Annotated in this window: 20 protein-coding genes, 2 rRNA genes and 1 riboswitch (1 of these 23 cut by a window edge); of the genes, 20 read left to right on the forward strand and 2 right to left on the reverse strand. The window is 43.7% G+C overall.

Annotation, left to right across the window (positions count from 1 at the left end; genetic code table 11):
• From HPT25_RS09475 to purD, 16 genes are all read left to right on the forward strand, one after another.
• Window positions 1-2,172: ribosomal RNA gene (locus tag HPT25_RS09475) — 23S ribosomal RNA — on the forward strand (it extends 763 nt beyond the left edge of the window).
• Window positions 2,173-2,260: 88 nt separating this feature from the next.
• Window positions 2,261-2,377: ribosomal RNA gene (rrf, locus tag HPT25_RS09480) — 5S ribosomal RNA — on the forward strand.
• A 384-nt stretch (window positions 2,378-2,761) separates the two neighbouring features.
• The gene (locus HPT25_RS09485; RefSeq protein WP_173063023.1) at window positions 2,762-2,959 is read left to right on the forward strand and encodes an NETI motif-containing protein; all 198 of its coding nucleotides are present in this window, start codon (window positions 2,762-2,764) and stop codon (window positions 2,957-2,959) included.
• Between the two features lie 88 nt (window positions 2,960-3,047).
• Window positions 3,048-3,149, forward strand: a riboswitch (purine riboswitch).
• Window positions 3,150-3,178: 29 nt separating this feature from the next.
• Window positions 3,179-3,397, forward strand: coding sequence for a hypothetical protein (locus tag HPT25_RS09490; RefSeq protein WP_173063025.1), 219 nt, complete (start codon window positions 3,179-3,181; stop codon window positions 3,395-3,397).
• Between the two features lie 47 nt (window positions 3,398-3,444).
• Window positions 3,445-3,936, forward strand: coding sequence for a 5-(carboxyamino)imidazole ribonucleotide mutase (gene purE, locus HPT25_RS09495; protein WP_173063027.1), 492 nt, complete (start codon window positions 3,445-3,447; stop codon window positions 3,934-3,936).
• A complete protein-coding gene (purK, locus tag HPT25_RS09500) occupies window positions 3,926-5,074 on the forward strand; it encodes a 5-(carboxyamino)imidazole ribonucleotide synthase (RefSeq protein ID WP_217269675.1) in 1,149 nt (382 codons plus the stop codon). Before purE ends, purK begins: the two co-directional genes overlap by 11 nt.
• A gap of 3 nt (window positions 5,075-5,077) precedes the next feature.
• Window positions 5,078-6,376, forward strand: coding sequence for an adenylosuccinate lyase (purB, locus tag HPT25_RS09505; RefSeq protein ID WP_173063031.1), 1,299 nt, complete (start codon window positions 5,078-5,080; stop codon window positions 6,374-6,376).
• Window positions 6,377-6,485: 109 nt separating this feature from the next.
• The gene (gene purC / locus HPT25_RS09510) at window positions 6,486-7,199 is read left to right on the forward strand and encodes a phosphoribosylaminoimidazolesuccinocarboxamide synthase (protein ID WP_312857279.1); all 714 of its coding nucleotides are present in this window, start codon (window positions 6,486-6,488) and stop codon (window positions 7,197-7,199) included.
• A complete protein-coding gene (gene purS, locus HPT25_RS09515) occupies window positions 7,192-7,446 on the forward strand; it encodes a phosphoribosylformylglycinamidine synthase subunit PurS (RefSeq protein WP_173063033.1) in 255 nt (84 codons plus the stop codon). The genes purC and purS overlap by 8 nt, the downstream gene beginning before the upstream one ends.
• A complete protein-coding gene (gene purQ, locus HPT25_RS09520) occupies window positions 7,443-8,126 on the forward strand; it encodes a phosphoribosylformylglycinamidine synthase subunit PurQ (protein ID WP_173063036.1) in 684 nt (227 codons plus the stop codon). The genes purS and purQ overlap by 4 nt, the downstream gene beginning before the upstream one ends.
• Window positions 8,110-10,335: a phosphoribosylformylglycinamidine synthase subunit PurL gene (gene purL / locus HPT25_RS09525; RefSeq protein WP_173063039.1), complete on the forward strand. Its 2,226-nt coding sequence runs from the start codon at window positions 8,110-8,112 to the stop codon at window positions 10,333-10,335. Before purQ ends, purL begins: the two co-directional genes overlap by 17 nt.
• Window positions 10,311-11,717: an amidophosphoribosyltransferase gene (gene purF / locus HPT25_RS09530; protein WP_173063042.1), complete on the forward strand. Its 1,407-nt coding sequence runs from the start codon at window positions 10,311-10,313 to the stop codon at window positions 11,715-11,717. The genes purL and purF overlap by 25 nt, the downstream gene beginning before the upstream one ends.
• Window positions 11,718-11,722: 5 nt before the next feature.
• Window positions 11,723-12,757, forward strand: a complete 1,035-nt coding sequence (purM, locus tag HPT25_RS09535) for a phosphoribosylformylglycinamidine cyclo-ligase (protein ID WP_173063045.1) — start codon at window positions 11,723-11,725, stop codon at window positions 12,755-12,757.
• The gene (gene purN / locus HPT25_RS09540; RefSeq protein WP_173063048.1) at window positions 12,754-13,356 is read left to right on the forward strand and encodes a phosphoribosylglycinamide formyltransferase; all 603 of its coding nucleotides are present in this window, start codon (window positions 12,754-12,756) and stop codon (window positions 13,354-13,356) included. The genes purM and purN overlap by 4 nt, the downstream gene beginning before the upstream one ends.
• A complete protein-coding gene (gene purH / locus HPT25_RS09545) occupies window positions 13,331-14,872 on the forward strand; it encodes a bifunctional phosphoribosylaminoimidazolecarboxamide formyltransferase/IMP cyclohydrolase (RefSeq protein WP_173063051.1) in 1,542 nt (513 codons plus the stop codon). Before purN ends, purH begins: the two co-directional genes overlap by 26 nt.
• Before the next feature lie 15 nt (window positions 14,873-14,887).
• Window positions 14,888-16,156 carry a phosphoribosylamine--glycine ligase gene (gene purD / locus HPT25_RS09550; protein WP_173063054.1) on the forward strand — a complete coding sequence of 423 codons (1,269 nt, stop codon included), beginning with the start codon at window positions 14,888-14,890 and terminating at the stop codon, window positions 16,154-16,156.
• Here purD and HPT25_RS29360 read toward each other — a convergent pair.
• Window positions 16,137-16,253, reverse strand: coding sequence for an EYxxD motif small membrane protein (locus tag HPT25_RS29360; protein ID WP_376767916.1), 117 nt, complete (start codon window positions 16,251-16,253; stop codon window positions 16,137-16,139). The two genes, purD and HPT25_RS29360, sit on opposite strands and share 20 nt — an antisense overlap.
• 84 nt (window positions 16,254-16,337) lie before the next feature.
• The gene (locus HPT25_RS09555) at window positions 16,338-16,643 is read right to left on the reverse strand and encodes a YgaP family membrane protein (protein WP_173063057.1); all 306 of its coding nucleotides are present in this window, start codon (window positions 16,641-16,643) and stop codon (window positions 16,338-16,340) included.
• A 165-nt stretch (window positions 16,644-16,808) separates the two neighbouring features.
• Between HPT25_RS09555 and HPT25_RS09560 the strand changes: the two genes are divergently transcribed.
• The 4 genes from HPT25_RS09560 to pcrB all read left to right on the forward strand — a co-directional run bounded on the left by HPT25_RS09560 (window position 16,809) and on the right by pcrB (window position 20,938).
• On the forward strand, window positions 16,809-18,554 hold the full coding sequence (locus tag HPT25_RS09560; protein WP_173063060.1) for an adenine deaminase C-terminal domain-containing protein: 1,746 nt from the start codon (window positions 16,809-16,811) through the stop codon (window positions 18,552-18,554).
• Window positions 18,555-18,616: 62 nt separating this feature from the next.
• Window positions 18,617-19,663, forward strand: coding sequence for a DUF3048 domain-containing protein (locus HPT25_RS09565; RefSeq protein WP_173063063.1), 1,047 nt, complete (start codon window positions 18,617-18,619; stop codon window positions 19,661-19,663).
• Between the two features lie 26 nt (window positions 19,664-19,689).
• Window positions 19,690-20,004, forward strand: a complete 315-nt coding sequence (locus tag HPT25_RS09570) for a YerC/YecD family TrpR-related protein (RefSeq protein ID WP_173063066.1) — start codon at window positions 19,690-19,692, stop codon at window positions 20,002-20,004.
• A 250-nt stretch (window positions 20,005-20,254) separates the two neighbouring features.
• Window positions 20,255-20,938, forward strand: coding sequence for a heptaprenylglyceryl phosphate synthase (gene pcrB, locus HPT25_RS09575; protein WP_173063069.1), 684 nt, complete (start codon window positions 20,255-20,257; stop codon window positions 20,936-20,938).
• Window positions 20,939-20,971: the final 33 nt, after the last annotated feature.

Consider the following 20,971-nt stretch of genomic DNA (forward strand, 5'->3'; position numbering starts at 1 on the left):
ACTGGATGGAGGCCCGAACCGACGCACGTTGAAAAGTGCGCGGATGAGGTGTGGGTAGCGGAGAAATTCCAATCGAACTTGGAGATAGCTGGTTCTCTCCGAAATAGCTTTAGGGCTAGCCTCACGTAGTAAGAGTCTTGGAGGTAGAGCACTGTTTGGACTAGGGGCCCTCATCGGGTTACCGAATTCAGACAAACTCCGAATGCCAAAGACTTATCCGTGGGAGTCAGACTGCGAGTGATAAGATCCGTAGTCAAAAGGGAAACAGCCCAGACCACCAGCTAAGGTCCCAAAGTATACGTTAAGTGGAAAAGGATGTGGAGTTGCTTAGACAACCAGGATGTTGGCTTAGAAGCAGCCACCATTTAAAGAGTGCGTAATAGCTCACTGGTCGAGTGACTCTGCGCCGAAAATGTACCGGGGCTAAACGTATCACCGAAGCTGTGGATTGACATCTACGATGTCAGTGGTAGGAGAGCGTTCTAAGGGCTGTGAAGCGGGATCGGAAGGACCCGTGGAGCGCTTAGAAGTGAGAATGCCGGTATGAGTAGCGAAAGATGAGTGAGAATCTCATCCACCGAATGCCTAAGGTTTCCTGAGGAAGGCTCGTCCGCTCAGGGTTAGTCGGGACCTAAGCCGAGGCCGAAAGGCGTAGGCGATGGACAACAGGTTGATATTCCTGTACCACCTCTTTATCGTTTGAGTGATGGGGGGACGCAGGAGGATAGGGTAAGCGCGCTGTTGGATATGCGCGTCTAAGCAGTTAGGCTGAGAAGTAGGAAAATCCGCTTTTCGAACAGGCTGAGCTGTGACAGCGAGGGAAATAGAGTACCGAAGTTCCTGATTCCACACTGCCAAGAAAAGCCTCTAGCGAGATAAAAGGTGCCCGTACCGCAAACCGACACAGGTAGGCGAGGAGAGAATCCTAAGGTGAGCGAGAGAACTCTCGTTAAGGAACTCGGCAAAATGACCCCGTAACTTCGGGAGAAGGGGTGCTTTTTGAGGTGAATAGCCTCGAAGAGCCGCAGTGAATAGGCCCAGGCGACTGTTTAGCAAAAACACAGGTCTCTGCGAAGCCGCAAGGCGAAGTATAGGGGCTGACGCCTGCCCGGTGCTGGAAGGTTAAGAGGAGGGGTTAGCGCAAGCGAAGCTCTGAATCGAAGCCCCAGTAAACGGCGGCCGTAACTATAACGGTCCTAAGGTAGCGAAATTCCTTGTCGGGTAAGTTCCGACCCGCACGAAAGGCGTAACGATCTGGGCACTGTCTCAACGAGAGACTCGGTGAAATTATAGTACCTGTGAAGATGCAGGTTACCCGCGACAGGACGGAAAGACCCCATGGAGCTTTACTGTAGCCTGATATTGAATTTTGGTACAGCTTGTACAGGATAGGTAGGAGCCTGAGAAGCCGGAGCGCCAGCTTCGGTGGAGGCGTCGGTGGGATACTACCCTGGCTGTATTGAAATTCTAACCCACACCCCTGATCGGGGTGGGAGACAGTGTCAGGTGGGCAGTTTGACTGGGGCGGTCGCCTCCTAAAGAGTAACGGAGGCGCCCAAAGGTTCCCTCAGAATGGTTGGAAATCATTCGCAGAGTGTAAAGGCACAAGGGAGCTTGACTGCGAGACCTACAAGTCGAGCAGGGACGAAAGTCGGGCTTAGTGATCCGGTGGTTCCGCATGGAAGGGCCATCGCTCAACGGATAAAAGCTACCCTGGGGATAACAGGCTTATCTCCCCCAAGAGTCCACATCGACGGGGAGGTTTGGCACCTCGATGTCGGCTCATCGCATCCTGGGGCTGTAGTCGGTCCCAAGGGTTGGGCTGTTCGCCCATTAAAGCGGTACGCGAGCTGGGTTCAGAACGTCGTGAGACAGTTCGGTCCCTATCCGTCGCGGGCGCAGGAAATTTGAGAGGAGCTGTCCTTAGTACGAGAGGACCGGGATGGACGCACCGCTGGTGTACCAGTTGTCTTGCCAAAGGCATCGCTGGGTAGCTATGTGCGGACGGGATAAGTGCTGAAAGCATCTAAGCATGAAGCCCCCCTCAAGATGAGATTTCCCATAGCGTCAAGCTAGTAAGATCCCTGAAAGATGATCAGGTTGATAGGTCAGAGGTGGAAGCGTGGTAACATGTGGAGCTGACTGATACTAATCGATCGAGGACTTAACCAAGTCATAGCAATATGAATAAAGCGAACTCGTTCTTAAACGTTTCTTCTGTATTATCTAGTTTTGAGGGAATGAAACCTCAATAAAATAGTCTGGCGGTGATGGCGAGAAGGTCACACCCGTTCCCATACCGAACACGGAAGTTAAGCTTCTCAGCGCCGATGGTAGTTGGGGCGAAAGCCCCTGTGAGAGTAGGACGCTGCCAGGCAAAAAAAGAACAATCTTTGATTGTTCTTTTTTTTTGACTTTTAAAGATTTATTAAGTTATTTTCCGAAATACACGTATCTAGTTATGCGTTTGAGAAAAATCCAGAATTCGGTGTAACCAGCTATAGTCTAATTAACTGAAACCCTAAAAAAACTGTTTTACACGTCACTAAAAACTCGGTGTTGCAGTTATAACGGTCAAATGATAGAGAAGGTATTCTCTAACTGTCAGCTGACGCAGAACCGTCATAAAGCTAAGAAGAAGGGTCCTAGCTCCACCGACATTTTCCGAAGCTTAACGGAAGAAATTTTGAAGAAAGTATATTAAAATAAAGGAATTATTATTTCTGAGTTAAGCGTAAATTAGGAATAAGGGGGTTTTTGAATGAGTAAAAAGAAAATGCTCTTTGAGGTACAAGAAAGTGAAACAATCGAAGAGTGTTTAGATCGGATGAAGCAACAGGGTTACACCCCTGTGAGAAGAATGGAGAAGCCGATTTTTCAAGAAGTAAAAAAGAGCAATGAAATAATTTATGAACCAATTGGCCGTCAAATCGTTTTTGAAGGCAGAGTCATCGGGTAAAATACGAACATTAATGTTTCATTTAAAAATAATGTTCGACATATTGATTGACAGCCCATCGTCATGGCTGGTATGATTAGGTTAGTTAATGAAGATGATTTATTACCCTCGTATATCCATGGGAATATGGCCCATAAGTTTCTACCCAATAACCGTAAATTATTGGACTATGAGGGAAAGTCTATATGTTCGGCATCAACTGGAGGATTTCCCTCATTTGTGTTGATCTATTCACTTTATGCCCGGACAAATGGCTTTCTCTTGGAGAGATGCCGTTTGATCCGGGCTTTTTTTGTTGTCGATCGTGTTTATCGGCGGACAGCATTGAATGGTCATCCGAAAGTAAAATCATTTATATGTGACAGTGTTGGATTATTATCTGAAAATAAAATTTATATTTTTGTAAAAAAAGATTGTTATCTAACAGTTACAGTATAAAGTAGCAAAATTACCTAAAACGAGCACTTATAAAAAGGGGGATAAGGATGGAAACATTAGTTGGTGTCATTATGGGAAGTAAGTCAGATTGGGAAACGATGAAGCATGCTTGTGAAATTTTGGATCAGCTTGAAATTTCCTATGAAAAAAAGGTTGTTTCTGCCCATCGGACCCCTGATTTGATGTTTACATATGCAGAGAATGCTAGAGAAAGAGGATTAAAGGTTATTATTGCAGGTGCTGGCGGGGCAGCCCATCTTCCGGGGATGGTTGCGGCTAAAACAACCTTGCCGGTAATCGGAGTTCCTGTTCAATCAAAGGCTTTAAATGGATTAGATTCCTTACTTTCAATTGTGCAAATGCCGGGCGGTGTGCCTGTTGCCACGGTAGCAATCGGCAAAGCGGGGGCCGTGAATGCCGGTTTATTGGCAGTACAAATTTTATCTATTGAAGACCCTGAAATAGCTGAAAAATTAGATGCAAGAAGAGAATCCATCAGAAATGAGGTCTTGGAAAGCAGTGATAGCCTTGAATCATAAGACAATTTTACCTGGAGCAACCATTGGCATTATCGGAGGCGGACAGCTTGGAAGAATGATGGCGTTGGCGGCAAAATCACAAGGATACAGGATCGCTGTTTTAGAACCAACAGAAGATTCTCCTTGCGGCCAAGTAGCCGATGTGGAAATCATCGGGGCATATAACGACCGCAATGCAATTAGCAGTCTGGCAGAAATTAGTGATGTGATCACATATGAATTTGAAAATATTGATGCAGATACGTTAGGATGGCTTATAAAGAAAGCGTATGTGCCGCAGGGTCAGGAGCTTTTAACCATCACACAGGACCGGATAAAGGAAAAGGCCGCGATTCAAACAGCAGAAGTAGAGGTCGCACCATATGAAGTTATTAACAGTACTGAAGAATTATTTTTCAAAATAAAAGATATCGGTTTTCCTTCTGTCCTAAAAACAGCCCGCGGGGGTTATGATGGTAAAGGGCAATTTGTTATAAGAAATGAACTGGACTTAAAGGCGAGCGCTGTACTGTTATCCGGAGGTGCTTGTGTTTTAGAAAAATGGATTTCGTTTGAAAAAGAAATATCTGTCATTGTTACGCGCAGTTTAAGTGGTGAAACAGCTGTACTTCCAGTGGCTGAAAACATCCACGTAGAAAATATTTTGCATAAAACCATTGTTCCTGCGCGAATTTCATACGATATCCAAGCTGAAGCGATAAAGAAGGCAACGAAGATTGCTGATTCTCTTAAACTTGTTGGCACGTTGGCAGTAGAAATGTTTGTTGCCAAGGATGGGGAGATTTATATTAATGAGCTGGCACCGAGGCCGCATAATTCAGGACACTACTCCATTGAAGCTTGTGAGACCTCGCAGTTTGAGCAGCATGTCCGGGCCGTTTGTGGTTTGCCGTTAGGAAGTACAGATCTGTTAAAACCTGCGGTAATGGTCAACCTATTAGGAGAACATCTCGAATCACTTTATCAGGAAATACCCAACGTGATTGATTGGAAAATTCATTTGTATGGAAAAAAAGAAGCAAAAGAAAAGCGCAAGATGGGGCATGTAACTTTGCTGAGGGATTCGGTGGAGGATGCCCTGAACGAAATTGAAGCAAGCAGCATTTGGCATACAGTAAAGGAAAAGATCGGAGGATAAAACATGATTGATCGTTATACAAGACCTGAAATGGGAAAAATTTGGACTGAGAAGAACCGCTTTAATGCCTGGCTTGAAGTAGAAATCTTAGCATGTGAGGCTTGGGCTGAATTAGGTGAAATACCAAAAGAGGATGTTAAAAAGCTCCGCGAAAATGCATCGTTTGATATTGAGCGGATTAAAGAAATCGAGGAAGAAACTAGACATGATGTGGTTGCATTTACCCGTGCAGTTTCCGAAACGCTGGGTGAAGAACGCAAATGGGTACACTACGGCCTGACTTCAACAGATGTTGTTGATACAGCTTTATCCTATGTTTTAAAGCAAGCTAATGCCATTTTATTAAAAGACATTGAAAATTTTATTGAAATCCTAAAAAATAAAGCAATTGAACATAAATTCACAGTCATGATGGGGCGGACGCACGGCGTTCACGCGGAGCCTACAACCTTTGGTTTGAAGCTGGCACTTTGGTACGAAGAAATGAAACGCAACCTAGAGCGGTTTAAACAAGCTGCAAAGGGTGTTGAAGTAGGGAAAATTTCCGGAGCAGTCGGAACCTATGCCAATATTGATCCATTTGTTGAGCAATATGTTTGTGAGAAACTTGGAATTGAGAGAGCTCCGATTTCAACACAAACATTGCAGCGTGACCGCCATGCTAACTACATGGGTACTCTTGCGCTGATTGCAACCTCAATTGAAAAATTTGCTGTAGAGGTTCGCGGTTTGCAAAAAAGTGAAACCCGAGAAGTGGAGGAATTTTTCGCAAAAGGGCAAAAGGGATCTTCTGCTATGCCGCATAAACGCAACCCAATTGGTTCAGAGAACATGACGGGAATGGCGCGTGTCATCCGGGGCTACATGTTAACTGCTTATGAAAATGTGCCTCTATGGCATGAGCGCGATATCTCACACTCGTCTGCAGAGCGGGTCATTTTACCGGACGCGACCATTGCTTTGAATTACATGTTGAACCGTTTTGGCACTATTATTAAGAATTTGACCGTTTATCCGGAAAATATGAAGCGCAACATGGACCGTACACTTGGATTGATATACTCCCAGCGTGTGTTGCTGGCATTGATCGATAAAGGCTTGTCCCGCGAGGAAGCATATGATACGGTGCAGCCGAAAGCGATGGAGGCATGGGAAAAGCAAGTACAATTCCGCGGATTAATTGAGGGAGATACGAAAATTACCTCATTGCTTTCTGCGGAAGAGATTGCGGATTGTTTTGATTATCACTATCATCTGCAGCATGTCAATACCATTTTTGAGCGGTTAGGATTAAATGGGTAATGTTACTGGCAGCATGCCAACTAAGTTTCAAAAAAGGGGCACAGTCAGCTTGATCTGCCCCTCCTTTACCAAGAAGATTCCCAATATTGCGAATAAGGAGCGATCCAAAGTGAAAGAACTGCTATATGAAGGAAAAGCGAAACGCATTTATACAACAGACGATGAACAAGTTGTTTTAGTCGAATATAAGGATTCAGCTACTGCTTTTAACGGGCAGAAAAAAGCAGATATCACGGGAAAAGGGCGTTTAAATAACGAGATAACTAGTTTGCTATTTTTAAAGCTTAAAGAACAAGGAATTGATTCTCATTTTATCAAGCGCGTTTCTGAAACGGAGCAGCTCGTGAAAAGGGTAACAATCATTCCTCTTGAAGTAGTGGTCCGCAATGTAGCCGCAGGCAGTCTTTCAAAACGATTGGGGATAGAGGAAGGAATCGCCCTGACAAAGCCAATGGTTGAGTTTTACTTAAAGAATGATGTATTAGGCGATCCGCTTGTAACGACTGATCACATTCTTGAATTAAAGGCAGCTACACTGGAGGAACTAGCCATTTTAAAAGATAAGGCGTTGCAAATAAATTCAATCTTAACGAGCTTTTTTGCGGAAATTGGCGTTCGGCTGATCGATTTTAAGCTGGAGTTTGGCAAGGATCAGGAGGGACTCATTTTACTCGCTGATGAAATTTCTCCTGATACATGCCGCCTTTGGGATAAAGATACAAATGCAAAACTCGATAAAGATGTATTCCGCCGTGATTTAGGGAATCTAACCGAAGCTTATGAAAATATCTTAACAAGACTTGGAGGACATCAGCATGTATAAAGTGAAGGTATATGTCACCTTAAAACAAAGTGTATTAGATCCGCAGGGAAAGGCAGTCACACATTCGTTAAATACATTAAATTTCCGCGAAGTTACGGACGTACGTATCGGCAAATATATGGAGCTGACGATTGAAAAATCTGAGCGGAATATCGATGAAGTAATAAACGAAATCTGTACAAACCTGCTGGCTAATCCTGTTATTGAGGACTACCGCTATGAAGTAGAGGAGGTAGTCGCCCAGTGAAGTTTGCGGTCATCGTCTTTCCAGGATCCAATTGTGATATCGATATGTACCATGCAGTCAAAGATGAACTAGGTGAAGAGGTCGAGTATGTCTGGCATGATACAGAAAGCTTAGAAGGCTTTGATGCGATTCTTCTTCCAGGGGGATTTTCATACGGGGATTACCTTCGGACGGGCGCCATTGCACGCTTTAGCAAGGTGATGAAAGAGGTTGTAAAAGCAGCGGAAGCCGGAAAACCCGTACTTGGAGTATGCAATGGTTTTCAAATCCTGCTTGAGGCAGGGCTTCTGCCAGGAGCTATGCGGAGAAATGAGAGTCTTTCGTTTATTTGCAAACCTACTGAGTTAAAAGTAGAAACGACAGAAACAATGTTTACTGGTGAATATCAAAAAGGCCAAACGATTACCATCCCAATTGCCCACGGGGAAGGCAATTACTATTGCGATGAGGAAACACTGGCAAAGCTAAAGGCAAATAACCAAATTGTTTTCACCTATCAAGATAACCCGAACGGAAGTCTGGCGGATATTGCCGGAATCGTTAATGAAAAAGGAAATGTACTTGGAATGATGCCCCATCCGGAAAGAGCTGTTGATGAGCTATTGGGCGGAGCAGATGGGCTGAAGTTATTTCAATCAATCGTCAAAGCGTGGAGGAATGCACATGTTGTTAAAGCTTGAACCAAATCCGGAGCAAATTAAAGCAGAAAAACTTTACCAGCAAATGGGTTTATCGGATGAAGAATTTACGATGATTGAAACCATTCTTGGCCGTACTCCGAATTACACAGAAACCGGGCTTTTTTCGGTAATGTGGTCAGAGCATTGCAGCTACAAAAACTCCAAACCTGTTCTGAAAAAATTCCCAACGTCTGGTGAAAGAGTACTTCAAGGCCCTGGCGAGGGAGCGGGAATTGTGGATATCGGCGATGGTCAAGCGGTCGTGTTTAAAATTGAAAGCCACAACCATCCATCAGCGATCGAGCCGTATCAGGGTGCAGCAACTGGTGTCGGCGGGATTATCCGTGATGTATTTTCCATGGGAGCACGCCCTATCGCTCTATTAAACTCTCTTCGCTTTGGCGAGCTGGATTCGGCACGTGTCCAATACTTGTTTAAAGAAGTAGTGGCGGGGATTGCTGGCTATGGAAACTGCATCGGCATTCCAACGGTTGGCGGAGAAGTGCAATTTGAGCCATGTTATGAAGGAAATCCGCTTGTTAATGCTATGTGTGTCGGGCTTATCGATCATAAGGACATTAAAAAGGGGCAAGCACAAGGCCTTGGTAATACTGTCATGTATGTGGGGGCAAAGACCGGCCGCGACGGCATTCATGGTGCGACATTTGCTTCGGAAGAATTAACTGAGCAATCTGATGAAAAGCGTCCCGCTGTCCAAGTTGGTGACCCATTCATGGAAAAATTGTTACTAGAAGCCTGCTTAGAACTTATTCAATCTGATGCCCTTGTAGGGATTCAGGATATGGGTGCCGCAGGATTGGCCAGCTCTTCATCGGAAATGGCCAGCAAAGCCGGAATGGGCATTGAAATGAATTTGGATCTTGTTCCTCAACGTGAAACCGGAATGACTGCTTACGAAATGATGTTGTCTGAATCTCAGGAACGGATGCTCATTGTCGTGAAAAAAGGCAGAGAGCAGGAAATCAAAGACCTTTTTGCAAAATACGATTTAGAAGCTGTTGCGATTGGCAAGGTTACGGACGATAAACAATTCCGACTGTTTCATAAAGGGGAAGTAGTAGCAGACATCCCAGTAGACGCTTTGGCTGAGGATGCACCGGTTTATCATAAGCCTTCAAAAGAACCAAGTTACTTCGCTGAGTTCCAAGCGATGGAAAATAAGGCACCGCAGGTTGATGACCTAAAAGAAACATTGTTAAAACTTTTAAGTCAGCCTACTATTGCAAGCAAAGAATGGGTTTACGAGCAATATGATTACATGGTACGCACCAACACGGTTGTCTCTCCAGGTTCAGATGCCGCGGTAACCCGCATTAGGGGTACACGCAAAGCTCTTGCGATGACGACGGATTGTAATTCACGCTATGTTTATCTCGATCCTGAAACCGGAGGGAAAATTGCTGTGGCTGAGGCAGCCCGCAACATCGTTTGTTCCGGAGCAGAGCCATTAGCGATTACAGATAATCTAAACTTCGGAAATCCGGAAAAGCCGGAAGTATTTTGGCAGATTGAAAAAGCGGCTGATGGCATCAGCGAGGCTTGCCGCATTCTTGAAACGCCTGTAATCGGCGGAAATGTGTCACTTTATAATGAAACAAGCGGAACAGCTATTTATCCAACACCAGTCATTGGGATGACAGGTCTTGTAACAGACATTGATCATATTACAACCCAGCATTTTAAAGACAACGGCGACTTGATTTACCTTATCGGGGATACAAAGGATGAATTTGGCGGCAGCGAATTGCAAAAGCTCATTCACGGACGTGTTTTTGGAAAAGCGCCAGAGTTAAATATTCAAAAAGAAAAAGAAAGACAGCAACAAGTGTTGGCAGCCATTCGGGCAGGTGTTGTTCAGTCTGCACATGATCTATCTGAAGGCGGTCTGGCTATCGCTTTAGCGGAATGCTTATTCACAGAAAACGGTCTGGGAGCAAAAGTAACTATTAGCGGCACCCCTGTATCGGCATTATTCAGCGAAACGCAATCCCGCTTCCTGTTATCAGTTAAAAAAGAACACCAATCAGAATTTGAGAGTTTAGTAGATGCTCAATTGATCGGAGAAGTAAATCTTTCAGGAACATTATCCGTATTGACTGAGGGAGAAACGGTTCTTGAAAGTTCGGTGGAAGAATTAAAAGCTGCCTGGAAAGGAGCGATCCCATGCTTGCTGAAATCAAGGGATTAAATGAGGAATGCGGAATTTTTGGAGTTTGGGGGCATAAAGATGCAGCCCAGCTGACGTATTATGGGCTGCACAGCCTGCAGCACCGCGGTCAGGAAGGCACAGGTATTGTCGTTTCTGATGGAAAGAAGCTGACTGGGGTAAAAGGAGAAGGTCTAGTTGCTGAAATTTTTACCACAGAAGCAATGAAGGAACTACAGGGTACCGCTGCGATTGGCCATGTTCGCTATGCGACTGCGGGAGGCGGAGGCTATGAAAATGTCCAGCCGTTGTTATTCCATTCGCAAAGCGGCAGTCTGGCGCTTGCGCATAATGGCAACTTGGTAAATGCAACTTCCCTAAAGCATCAGCTGGAATCACAGGGAAGTATTTTTCAAACAAGCTCTGATTCTGAGGTATTAGCTCATTTAATTAGAAGAAGCGGTTTTCAGCATATGAGTGATCAAGTGAAAAATGCCCTTTCTATGCTGAAAGGGGCCTATGCCTATCTGATTATGACGGAAACAGTACTAATGGCAGCACTTGACCCGCATGGATTAAGACCATTGTCACTGGGCTGCCTTGGCGATGCCTACGTGATTGCTTCGGAAACATGCGCTTTTGATGTAGTCGGGGCAGAGTATATTCGTGATATCATGCCTGGCGAGTTATTAATCATTAATGAAAACGGTGTGACATCAGAACGGTTTGCCCATAGTTCGACAAAAGCGATCTGTATGATGGAATACGTTTATTTTTCAAGGCCGGATAGCAATATTCAAGGAATTAATGTGCATACTGCCCGCAAGAATATGGGAAAACGTTTGGCGGTAGAGGCCCCGATTGATGCAGATGTTGTTACAGGTGTTCCTGATTCCAGTATTTCAGCAGCAATCGGCTATGCAGAAGCATCCGGGATTCCATATGAGATGGGGCTTATCAAGAATAAATATGTAGGCAGAACGTTTATTCAGCCATCCCAGTCCTTACGTGAACAAGGGGTGAAAATGAAGCTGTCCGCTGTCCGCGGGGTCGTGGAAGGTAAGCGTGTCATCATGGTAGATGACTCCATCGTGCGCGGGACAACAAGCAGAAGGATTGTATCGCTGTTGAAGGAAGCGGGGGCAACAGAGGTACACGTTGTCATCAGTTCACCGCCGATCACCAATCCATGCTTCTACGGAATTGATACTTCATCGAAGGAAGAATTAATCGCTTCCGATAAAAGCGTGGAAGAGATTCGGCAGTTGATAGGGGCTGATTCACTGACGTTCATAAGCTTGGACGGCATGGTAAAAGCACTTGGCCAGGAAGGGTCAAACGGATTCTGTCTCGGCTGCTTTACCGGAAACTACCCGACTGAAATCTATCCTGATACATTGCAGTACTACTATCAAAGGGGGTAAGGGCGATGGCAAATGCCTATAAACAAGCAGGAGTAGATATCGAAGCAGGCTACGAGGCCGTAGCCAGAATGAAGCAGCACGTTCAAAAAACAGCCAGGGCAGGTGTCATCGGCGGCCTTGGCGGCTTTGGCGGAATGTTCGACCTGTCGGCGCTAAATTACAAAGAACCAGTTTTGGTGTCAGGCACCGATGGGGTCGGAACTAAGCTGAAGATTGCTTTTATGATGGACCGTCATGATACAATTGGAATCGATGCGGTGGCCATGTGTGTGAACGATATTGTGGTTCAAGGAGCGGAGCCGCTTTACTTTTTAGATTATATTGCTCTTGGCAAGGCAGTTCCGAAAAAAATTGAGGCCATTGTAAAAGGTATTGCGGATGGTTGTGAGCAGGCCGGATGTGCTTTGATTGGCGGAGAGACTGCGGAAATGCCGGGGCTTTATCGAGAAAACGACTATGACCTGGCCGGATTCACTGTTGGTGCAGCAGAAAAATCGCAGCTGGTTACAGGTGAAAGCATTAAACCGGGAGATGTCCTGATTGGCTTGGCCTCCAGTGGAATTCACAGCAATGGTTATTCTCTTGTCAGACAGGTGTTCAACAATTGGTCATTAATTGAGTATGTGGATGAACTCGGCTGCACTTTGGGAGAGGAATTGCTGAAACCAACAAAAATATATGTAAAGCCGATTTTATCTGCTTTGAAAAAATTCAACTTGAAAGGAATGGCCCATATTACGGGCGGCGGTTTTATTGAAAATATCCCGAGAATGCTGCCATCCGGGCTGGGAGCTGATCTGGACGAAAAACGCTGGCACATTCCTTCTGTTTTCAAACTCCTTTCTGAAGTTGGACAAATCGACTATCAGGAGATGTATAATATTTTTAACATGGGCATTGGTATGGTCATTGCGGTGGATCAAGAAACAGCTGCACCGTTAATCGAGCATTTCCGGCAATGCGGCGAGACAGCCTATGAAATCGGTGTTGTTTCGGAGGAAGAAGGAATTCGAATCACTGGACGGGGTGGCCGCCGATGAAGAATATCGCTGTATTTGCATCAGGCAGCGGAAGTAATTTTCAAGCGATCGTTGATGCTATCAATGCTGGCGGACTTTCTGCAACTATTTCTGTTCTCATTTGTGATCAACCTGGTGCATATGTCATGGAACGGGCAAGGGCAGCAAGAATCCCCACTTTTGTGTTTAATCCAAAAGATTATCTCAGTAAAGCTGATTATGAAGAAGAAATTTCGATGCTGCTGAAGAAGAAACAGGTGGACTTGATCGTTCTTGCCGGTTATATGCGGCTAATTGGGCCTACACTGCTAAAAGCGTATGAGGGGCGTATTGTAAACATCCATCCATCCCTTCTGCCGAATTTTCCTGGTAAAGATGCAATTGGTCAGGCATTGGCAGCAAAGGCGAAATGGAGCGGAGTAACGGTCCATTATGTGGACGAAGGGATGGACACAGGGCCGATCATCATACAAGAGCGGGTCAGGCTTGCGGAGAATGAGACAAGGGAAAGTTTACAGAAGAAGATTCAAGCAATTGAACACAAACTATATCCGGCAATCATACAAATGCTGTTGACAGTAGGAGTTGTTAAACATGACGAAAAAACGCGCGCTAATTAGTGTATCAGATAAAAGCGGAGTAAGTGAATTCGCGAAAGAGCTGATCAGCCTTGGCTTTGAAATTATCTCAACTGGCGGAACGAAAAAAATGCTGCAAGAGGCAGGCCTACCTGTTCTTAGTGTTAGTGATGTAACGGGTTTTCCAGAGATTTTGGAGGGGCGTGTTAAAACGCTGAACCCTTTCATCCATGGCGGCCTCTTGGCTAAACATGATGATGAGGGCCATCAAAAGCAGCTTGAAGAGCATGGCATTGAGCCTATTCAGCTAGTCTGTGTGAATTTATATCCATTCCAGCAAACCATTGAAAAGCCGGATGTCACAGTGGCTAATGCGATTGAGAATATTGATATTGGCGGGCCGACTATGTTAAGGGCTTCAGCTAAAAACCATCAATATCTCACAGTTGTAGTGGATCCTGTTGACTATGACACGGTTTTGACAGAGTTAAAAGCAACTGGTGAAACGACTCTAGAAACAAGAAGGAAGCTTGCAGCGAAAGTGTTCCGGCATACGGCAGCATACGATGCATTAATTTCTGAATACATGACAAATCTGGCTGGGGAAGAAACGCCGGAAAAATTAACAGTCACTTATGAATTGAAGCAGCCGCTTCGTTACGGGGAAAACCCGCACCAAAAGGCCGCTTTTTATAAAAAACCTCTTGGTTCTAAATTCTCGATTGCTTACGCTAATCAGCTTCATGGTAAGGAACTTTCGTACAACAATATTAACGATGCTGATGCAGCATTGCAGATTGTAAAAGAGTTCGATCAGCCTGCAGCTGTCGCAGTAAAACACATGAATCCGTGCGGTGTCGGTACTGGAAGTAATGTATTTGAAGCGTTTGAAAAAGCCTTTGCTGCTGATCCAGTTTCGATTTTTGGCGGCATTATTGCATTCAATCGTGAAGTGGATGCAAAAACGGCAGAGAAACTTCATGAAATTTTCCTTGAAATTATTATTGCTCCATCCTTCTCCGAAGAAGCTGTTGCGATTTTAACAGAAAAGAAAAAGAATTTGCGTCTATTAACGATTTCATTTGAAAAAGAAAATAAAGTAGAAGTAAAAATGACCACAGTTGAAGGCGGCCTTCTTGTTCAAGATCAGGATGCGTTTTCATTAGACAATGCCACGATTACGATTCCAACAAAAAGACAGCCGACACCTGAAGAGTGGGACGCACTAAAACTCGGCTGGAAGGTTGTTAAACATGTGAAATCAAATGCGATTGTCGTTTCAAATAAAGATATGACACTTGGGATTGGTGCCGGTCAGATGAATCGTGTGGGGTCAGCGAAAATTGCTCTTAACCAGGCAGGAAAACAAGCGGAAGGCGCAGCCCTTGCTTCAGATGCCTATTTCCCAATGGATGATACCGTTGAAGCGGCAGCAAAAGCGGGAATTACGGCTATAATTCAGCCAGGCGGCTCAGTTAGGGATGCTGATTCTATTAAAAAAGCAGATGAATACGGAATTGCCATGGTGTTTACTGGAGTCAGACATTTTAAACACTAATCGGAGGTGCGGATCGTGAAAGTATTAATTATTGGCCGCGGCGGAAGAGAACATGCGCTGTGCCTGAAAGTCAGCGAAAGCCCGCTTGTTGAAAAAGTGTTTGCTGCCCCAGGCAACGATGGCATGGAAGATGTTGCGGAACTTACTCGTATTGAAGAATCAGAGCATGAGCGTCTGATTGAGTTTGCAAAACGTGAGGAAATCGGACTCACCATTATCGGGCCTGAGGTACCGCTTCTGGAAGGCTTAGCTGACAAATTTCGAATGGCTGGCTTAAAAGTCTTTGGCCCAAACCAGGCAGCTGCTGAAATCGAAGGAAGTAAGTCATTTGCCAAAGAATTAATGAAAAAATATCAAATACCAACAGCTGATTACGCTGTGTTTACTTCATTTGAAGAAGCTCGCGACTACGTGAAAGAAAAGGGAGCGCCTATCGTTATTAAAGCGGATGGTCTTGCTGCAGGAAAAGGTGTTACCGTGGCAATGACTGAACAGGAAGCTCTTGAAAGCCTTGAGGGGATGCTAGTAGGAAAAAGATTCGGTGATGCATCTTCCCGAGTAGTCATCGAGGAGTTTTTGAGCGGCGAAGAATTTTCACTTATGGCGTTTGTCAATGGCTCTGTTGTAGTGCCTCTTGAGATTGCCCAAGATCATAAGCGGGCATTTGATGGAGACAAAGGGCCTAATACTGGAGGAATGGGTGCATATTCTCCTGTTCCGCATATTGGTGCAGACACAGTACAAACCGCTGTAGAAACGGTCCTGATTCCGGCGGCAAATGCCATGATCCAGGAAGGACGCAGCTTCTGCGGAATATTATACGCTGGGTTGATTAAAACAGCCGGAGGCCCGAAAGTCATTGAATTTAATGCTCGCTTTGGCGACCCTGAAACCCAGGTGATTTTACCAAGATTAGACTCTGATTTGGTTCAAGTTATCTTAGATCTATTGGATGGGGAAACCCCTGACCTAAAATGGGATGAACAGGCAATGCTTGGAGTAGTTGTGGCTGCTAATGGCTATCCTGAAAGCTATCAAAAGGGAGCTGTGCTGCATGGGCTTAAGGAAATGGGCGACGGCGCATTTGTTTTTCATGCAGGAACGGTAAAAAATACCGCCGGCGAATTTCAAACAGCCGGCGGCAGGGTGCTTCTTGTCGGGGCAAAAGCTGACCATTTACAAGAGGCCCAAGAGAAAGTCTATAAAGAATTGAACAAATTAACTTGTGAAGATGTATTTTACAGGAAAGATATCGGTTCAAAAGCTATCGAGCAGGTCCTTTAGGCCGGCGGGCAAAAGCATAAAATGTTGCGATTACACTGCCAATTAACAAAGTGATAACAAATGTTACATCTGTAAAGTCTTCCCAAAATGCATACATGGATCTCAACTTCCTTTCACAGGGCTGGCTAATTATTGCTGGCCCTGTATTAATGTTGTTTTGGGAGCATTATTCTTTCTATCCTCAGGTCGGATTTAATGGTGTATGATACTCATCGGTTAAATTCGTCAATCCTTCCAAACCATCCATAGAGTCAGCAGTATTGCCTTCTTCCTTCACCATATACTGGCACTTTTCAAATAGAGCCGTCATGGGACAATAGCGAACAATTCCTTCTGCCACTTTCATGGCTGCACAAATGGCAACAAAGAAATAGGAGTCCCTCCATGGCTGTTTGACCAGCTTTGCGGTGCACCAGGAGAGAATCGCTAAGCCAGCAGTAATACGGATTAAGGCATTTAGAATCCCGATATTCGGTTTGATATTCATCTTGCTCACTCCTTCACAACGTTTTTACAATATTTTTCAGTTCTTTACTGCTTTAAACAGAAAAATATGATAGTATAGTATCAAGTGAATTTTGTAAGGGTTTTCTTTGTTGCTGAAATCAGCTTTTTATTAAATAGATAAGTTTAACTTAGGGAGGGATAACGTATGCTGGAACAACGCTACCGTTGGAAAAACAGACACTTACGCATGCACGTATCCGTTTTGGATGGGAACACATCTCCCACAATATTATTGAAAAACGCATTATATTTAAACCAGACATTTCGAAAGTGGATGAGGGCGAACATTTGGATTTATCAAGATCGGATTGTTTATGTGGGTGAAAAACTTCCAGCAAAAGTAGAAAACTGTGAAGTCCTTGACTGCACCGACCAAATTCTTGTTCCCGGATACATTGAACCGCATGCTCATCCATTTCAGTTATATAATCCCCATTCACTGGCGTCCTATGCATCACAGTTCGGTACGACCATGTTAGTTAATGATAATATGGCGCTTGTATTAAATTTGAAAAAAAGGGAAGCGTTTTCATTAGTGAGAGATCTTGGTTCACTGCCAACATCGATGTTTTGGTGGTGCCGTTTTGATTCGCAAACGGAAATTTTGAATGAGGTTGAAATATTTTCACACTGTAATATTAAATCATGGCTTGAGTATGATGCTGTTCTTCAGGGCGGGGAATTAACCGGCTGGCCTAAATTGCTGGATGGCGACGATATGATGCTTCATTGGATTCAAGAGGCAAAACGGATGCGTAAACAGATCGAGGGACATTTCCCAGGTGCCTCAGAAAAGACATTAGCTAAGATGATGCTGCTTGGTGCTGATTGTGATCATGAAGCTATGACAGGTGAAGAAGTGTATGATCGGTTAATGCAAGGATATACCGTGTCTTTAAGACATTCCTCCATTCGCCCTGACCTGCCACAGCTTTTGGATGATATGAATCGATTGGGCATTGATGCTTATGACCGCCTTTTCATGAATACGGACGGTGCTTCGTCTACTTTCTATGAGGAAGGGATTACAGACAGATTAATTCGTATTGCCATTGAAAAAGGCGTACCCGTTATTGATGCCTACAATATGGCAACCGTGAATATTGCAAGATACTACAATATTGCCCACTTACATGGTAATATTGCTACTGGCCGGGTAGCGAATATTAACTTTTTATCAAGCATTGAGAATCCTACTCCTGTCTCCGTTTTAGCGAAAGGTAAATGGGTAAAACGTGACGGTGTAAAAGTGGAAGATGCTTATCCTACGGTGAATTGGGACGAATACGGGTTAAAACCGATGGAGTTTGATTGGGATTTATCCATCGATGATTTACAATTTTCCATGCCTTTCGGAATTAAGATGGAGAATTCTGTCATTACAAAGCCATATTCGATTTCCATTGATGTATCCGTGGACGAACTTTCAACCAATCATGACGAATGTTTCTTTACACTAATTGACCGTAAAGGGAAATGGCGAATTAACACCATATTAAAGGGTTTTGCCACCAATTTATCCGCATTGGCAAGTTCTTTTTCCAACACAGGAGATATTATTCTTATAGGGAAAAACAAGCAGGATATTATAAAGGCTTTTAAAAGAATGAAAGAATTAGGAGGGGGAATAGTCCTAATGGAGAATGGCGAAGTTGTTAGTGAGCTGCCGCTTCCATTAAACGGAATTATGTCGGATCTCCCTATTGAGGAATTAATGCTTCAAGAAAAAGTGATTTTTGATGAATTAAAGAAGCGCGGATATTCCTTCTCGGATCCGATTTACAGTCTGTTGTTCTTTTCCTCAACACATTTGCCCTACATTCGAATTACACAGCAGGGAATGTTTGATGTCATGAATAAAACAGTTCTCTTTCCTTCTATAATGCGTTAAAGTATAATATGATAATAAGTTAAAGTATAAAAGTGCTTCTTTGGAATCAGGAGTGTGAAGTAGTGAAGAAATGGGCAATTGCTGCTGCTGCTTTATTGCTTTTATCTGGCTGCAGTCATAAGGATCAAGCACAGGTAACAGAAAAAAAGGAATCAATCGTTGAAAAAGCGGTTGAAAAACAAGCTGAGAAACCGGAATATCCTTATTATTACCCGTTAACCGGGAAAGGGTCGCAATCAAGTACCGCAGGAAGAGCCATAGCTGTTATGATTAATAACTTCCCTGCAGCAAGGCCGCAGTCTGGTTTAAACAAAGCAGATATTGTCTATGAAATTCTTGCAGAAGGCGACATTACTCGCTTCCTTGCTGTTTTTCAAAGTGAAAAGCCGGCAAACATTGGCCCTATACGAAGTGCCAGAGATTATTATATTGAACTGGCCAAAGGACTGAATGCTCTCTATATTGCTCATGGCTATAGTCCAGAAGCAAAGCAAATGCTTGATAACAACTATGTAGATAACCTAAATGGAATGGTGTATGATGGTACGCTTTTCAAAAGATCCAAAACGCGGAAAGCGCCTCATAATTCCTATATTACTTATGAAAATATTTTAAAAGGTGCATCTTTAAAACATTATTCGATGGATAAGAGCCCGCCAAGCTATACCTTTTTATCAGAAAAAGACAGTAAAGACATAACTGGTAATGATGCGAAATCGGTAAAAATTACCTATTCTAATGGCGGCACTTCCAACTGCAGCTATGTGTTTGACAGCAGTCTGGGGAAATATAAACGATTTAACGGTAATGAACAAACGGTTGATCTGGATACTAAAGCGCCTGTTTTATTAGATAATATTTTGATCATTGAGGCCGTTCATCGCACGATTGATTCAAAAGGGCGGCGTGATATTGATTTAACATCTGGAGGGAAAGCTTATCTTCTTCAAATGGGCAAGATCAATGAGGTCAACTGGAAAAATCGTAACGGACTGATTGTTCCTGTTAAAGATGGAAAAGAGGTTCCATTGGTCCCGGGTAAAACCTGGGTTAATGTTGTTCCAACAAATCCAGGGCTAAAGCAAAGTGTGTCAATAGGTGCACAATAATTTAATCAATTAAAGGGGAAAAGATCATGCAGATAGATAAATTACGAGGGAAAGAACTCGATCAATTATTTAAATCCATACTTTCATTAAGGGATTTGGAAGAATGCTATCGTTTTTTTGACGACCTTTGCACAATAAATGAAATCCAATCATTAGCACAACGCTTGGATGTTGCCAGAATGCTGCGCGAAGGAAATACCTATCATAAAATTGAATCGGAAACCGGAGCAAGCACAGCTACCATTTCTCGAGTAAAACGGTGTTTAAATTTTGGAAATGACACTTATGAAATGGTGCTTGAGCGATTAAAAGAAGAAGAGAGTAAAGCGATAAAGGAGTAACAGAGCCGAGAGAATAAATCTTTCGGTTTTTCTTTTGCATAAAAAAGAAAGAAGATACCTATTTGGTACCAAGGAATTAATTAACAAAATCCAATGAAATTTTCTATAATTTTTTTGCCATTTTGCAAATTTACCCTCCCTTTGAAACACAACCAAATATTTCAAAATATAGATTCATTGTTTTCTTTTTGATTCAAGAAGGCTAATGCTATAATGGTGTAATGGAAAGAAGGAATGGAGGGCTCCTTTGATGTATGATGTTCGCGAATGGCGTCATGTATTTAAACTAGACCCAAATAAAGAAATCTCAGATGGACATTTAGAGAAAATATGCGAATCCGGAACAGATGCCGTCATTGTCGGCGGAACTGACGGGGTGACGCTTGATGGTGTTCTAAATTTAATGGCAAGAATCCGTAGATACACAGTGGCTTGTGTTCAGGAAGTTTCAAGTTTGGAGACGATTACCCCGGGTTTTGATCTTTATTTTATCCCAACCGTTCTAAATAGCAGCGATGCTAAATGGATCACGGGGCTTCATCATCAGGCAGTGAAAGAATTTGGTGAAGTCATGAATTGGGATGAAGTGTTAATGGAAGGTTATTGCGTCCTAAATGAGGATTGCAAAGCTGCAAAGCTGACTTCTGCTCAAACGAATTTGTCGAGTGAAGATGTAAAGGCCTATGCAATGATGGCAGAAAGGATATTTCATCTGCCCATTTTTTATGTGGAATACAGTGGACAGTATGGGGATGCTGCATTAATGGCAGAGGTGAAAAGGACCCTGGAGAATACAACGCTATTTTATGGCGGCGGCATTTCAACAGCCGAGCAGGCTTTGGAAATGGCCGAACATGCTGACGTGATTGTGGTTGGCAATGCTATTTATGAAAATTTTGAACAAGCCTTGGAAACAGTGAAGGCTGTCCGTTAGAATTTGCTGCTAACTGAATGATACGTTATGATA

The sequence above is a fragment of the Neobacillus endophyticus genome (assembly GCF_013248975.1).
Lineage (GTDB): Bacteria > Bacillota > Bacilli > Bacillales > Cytobacillaceae > Neobacillus > Neobacillus endophyticus.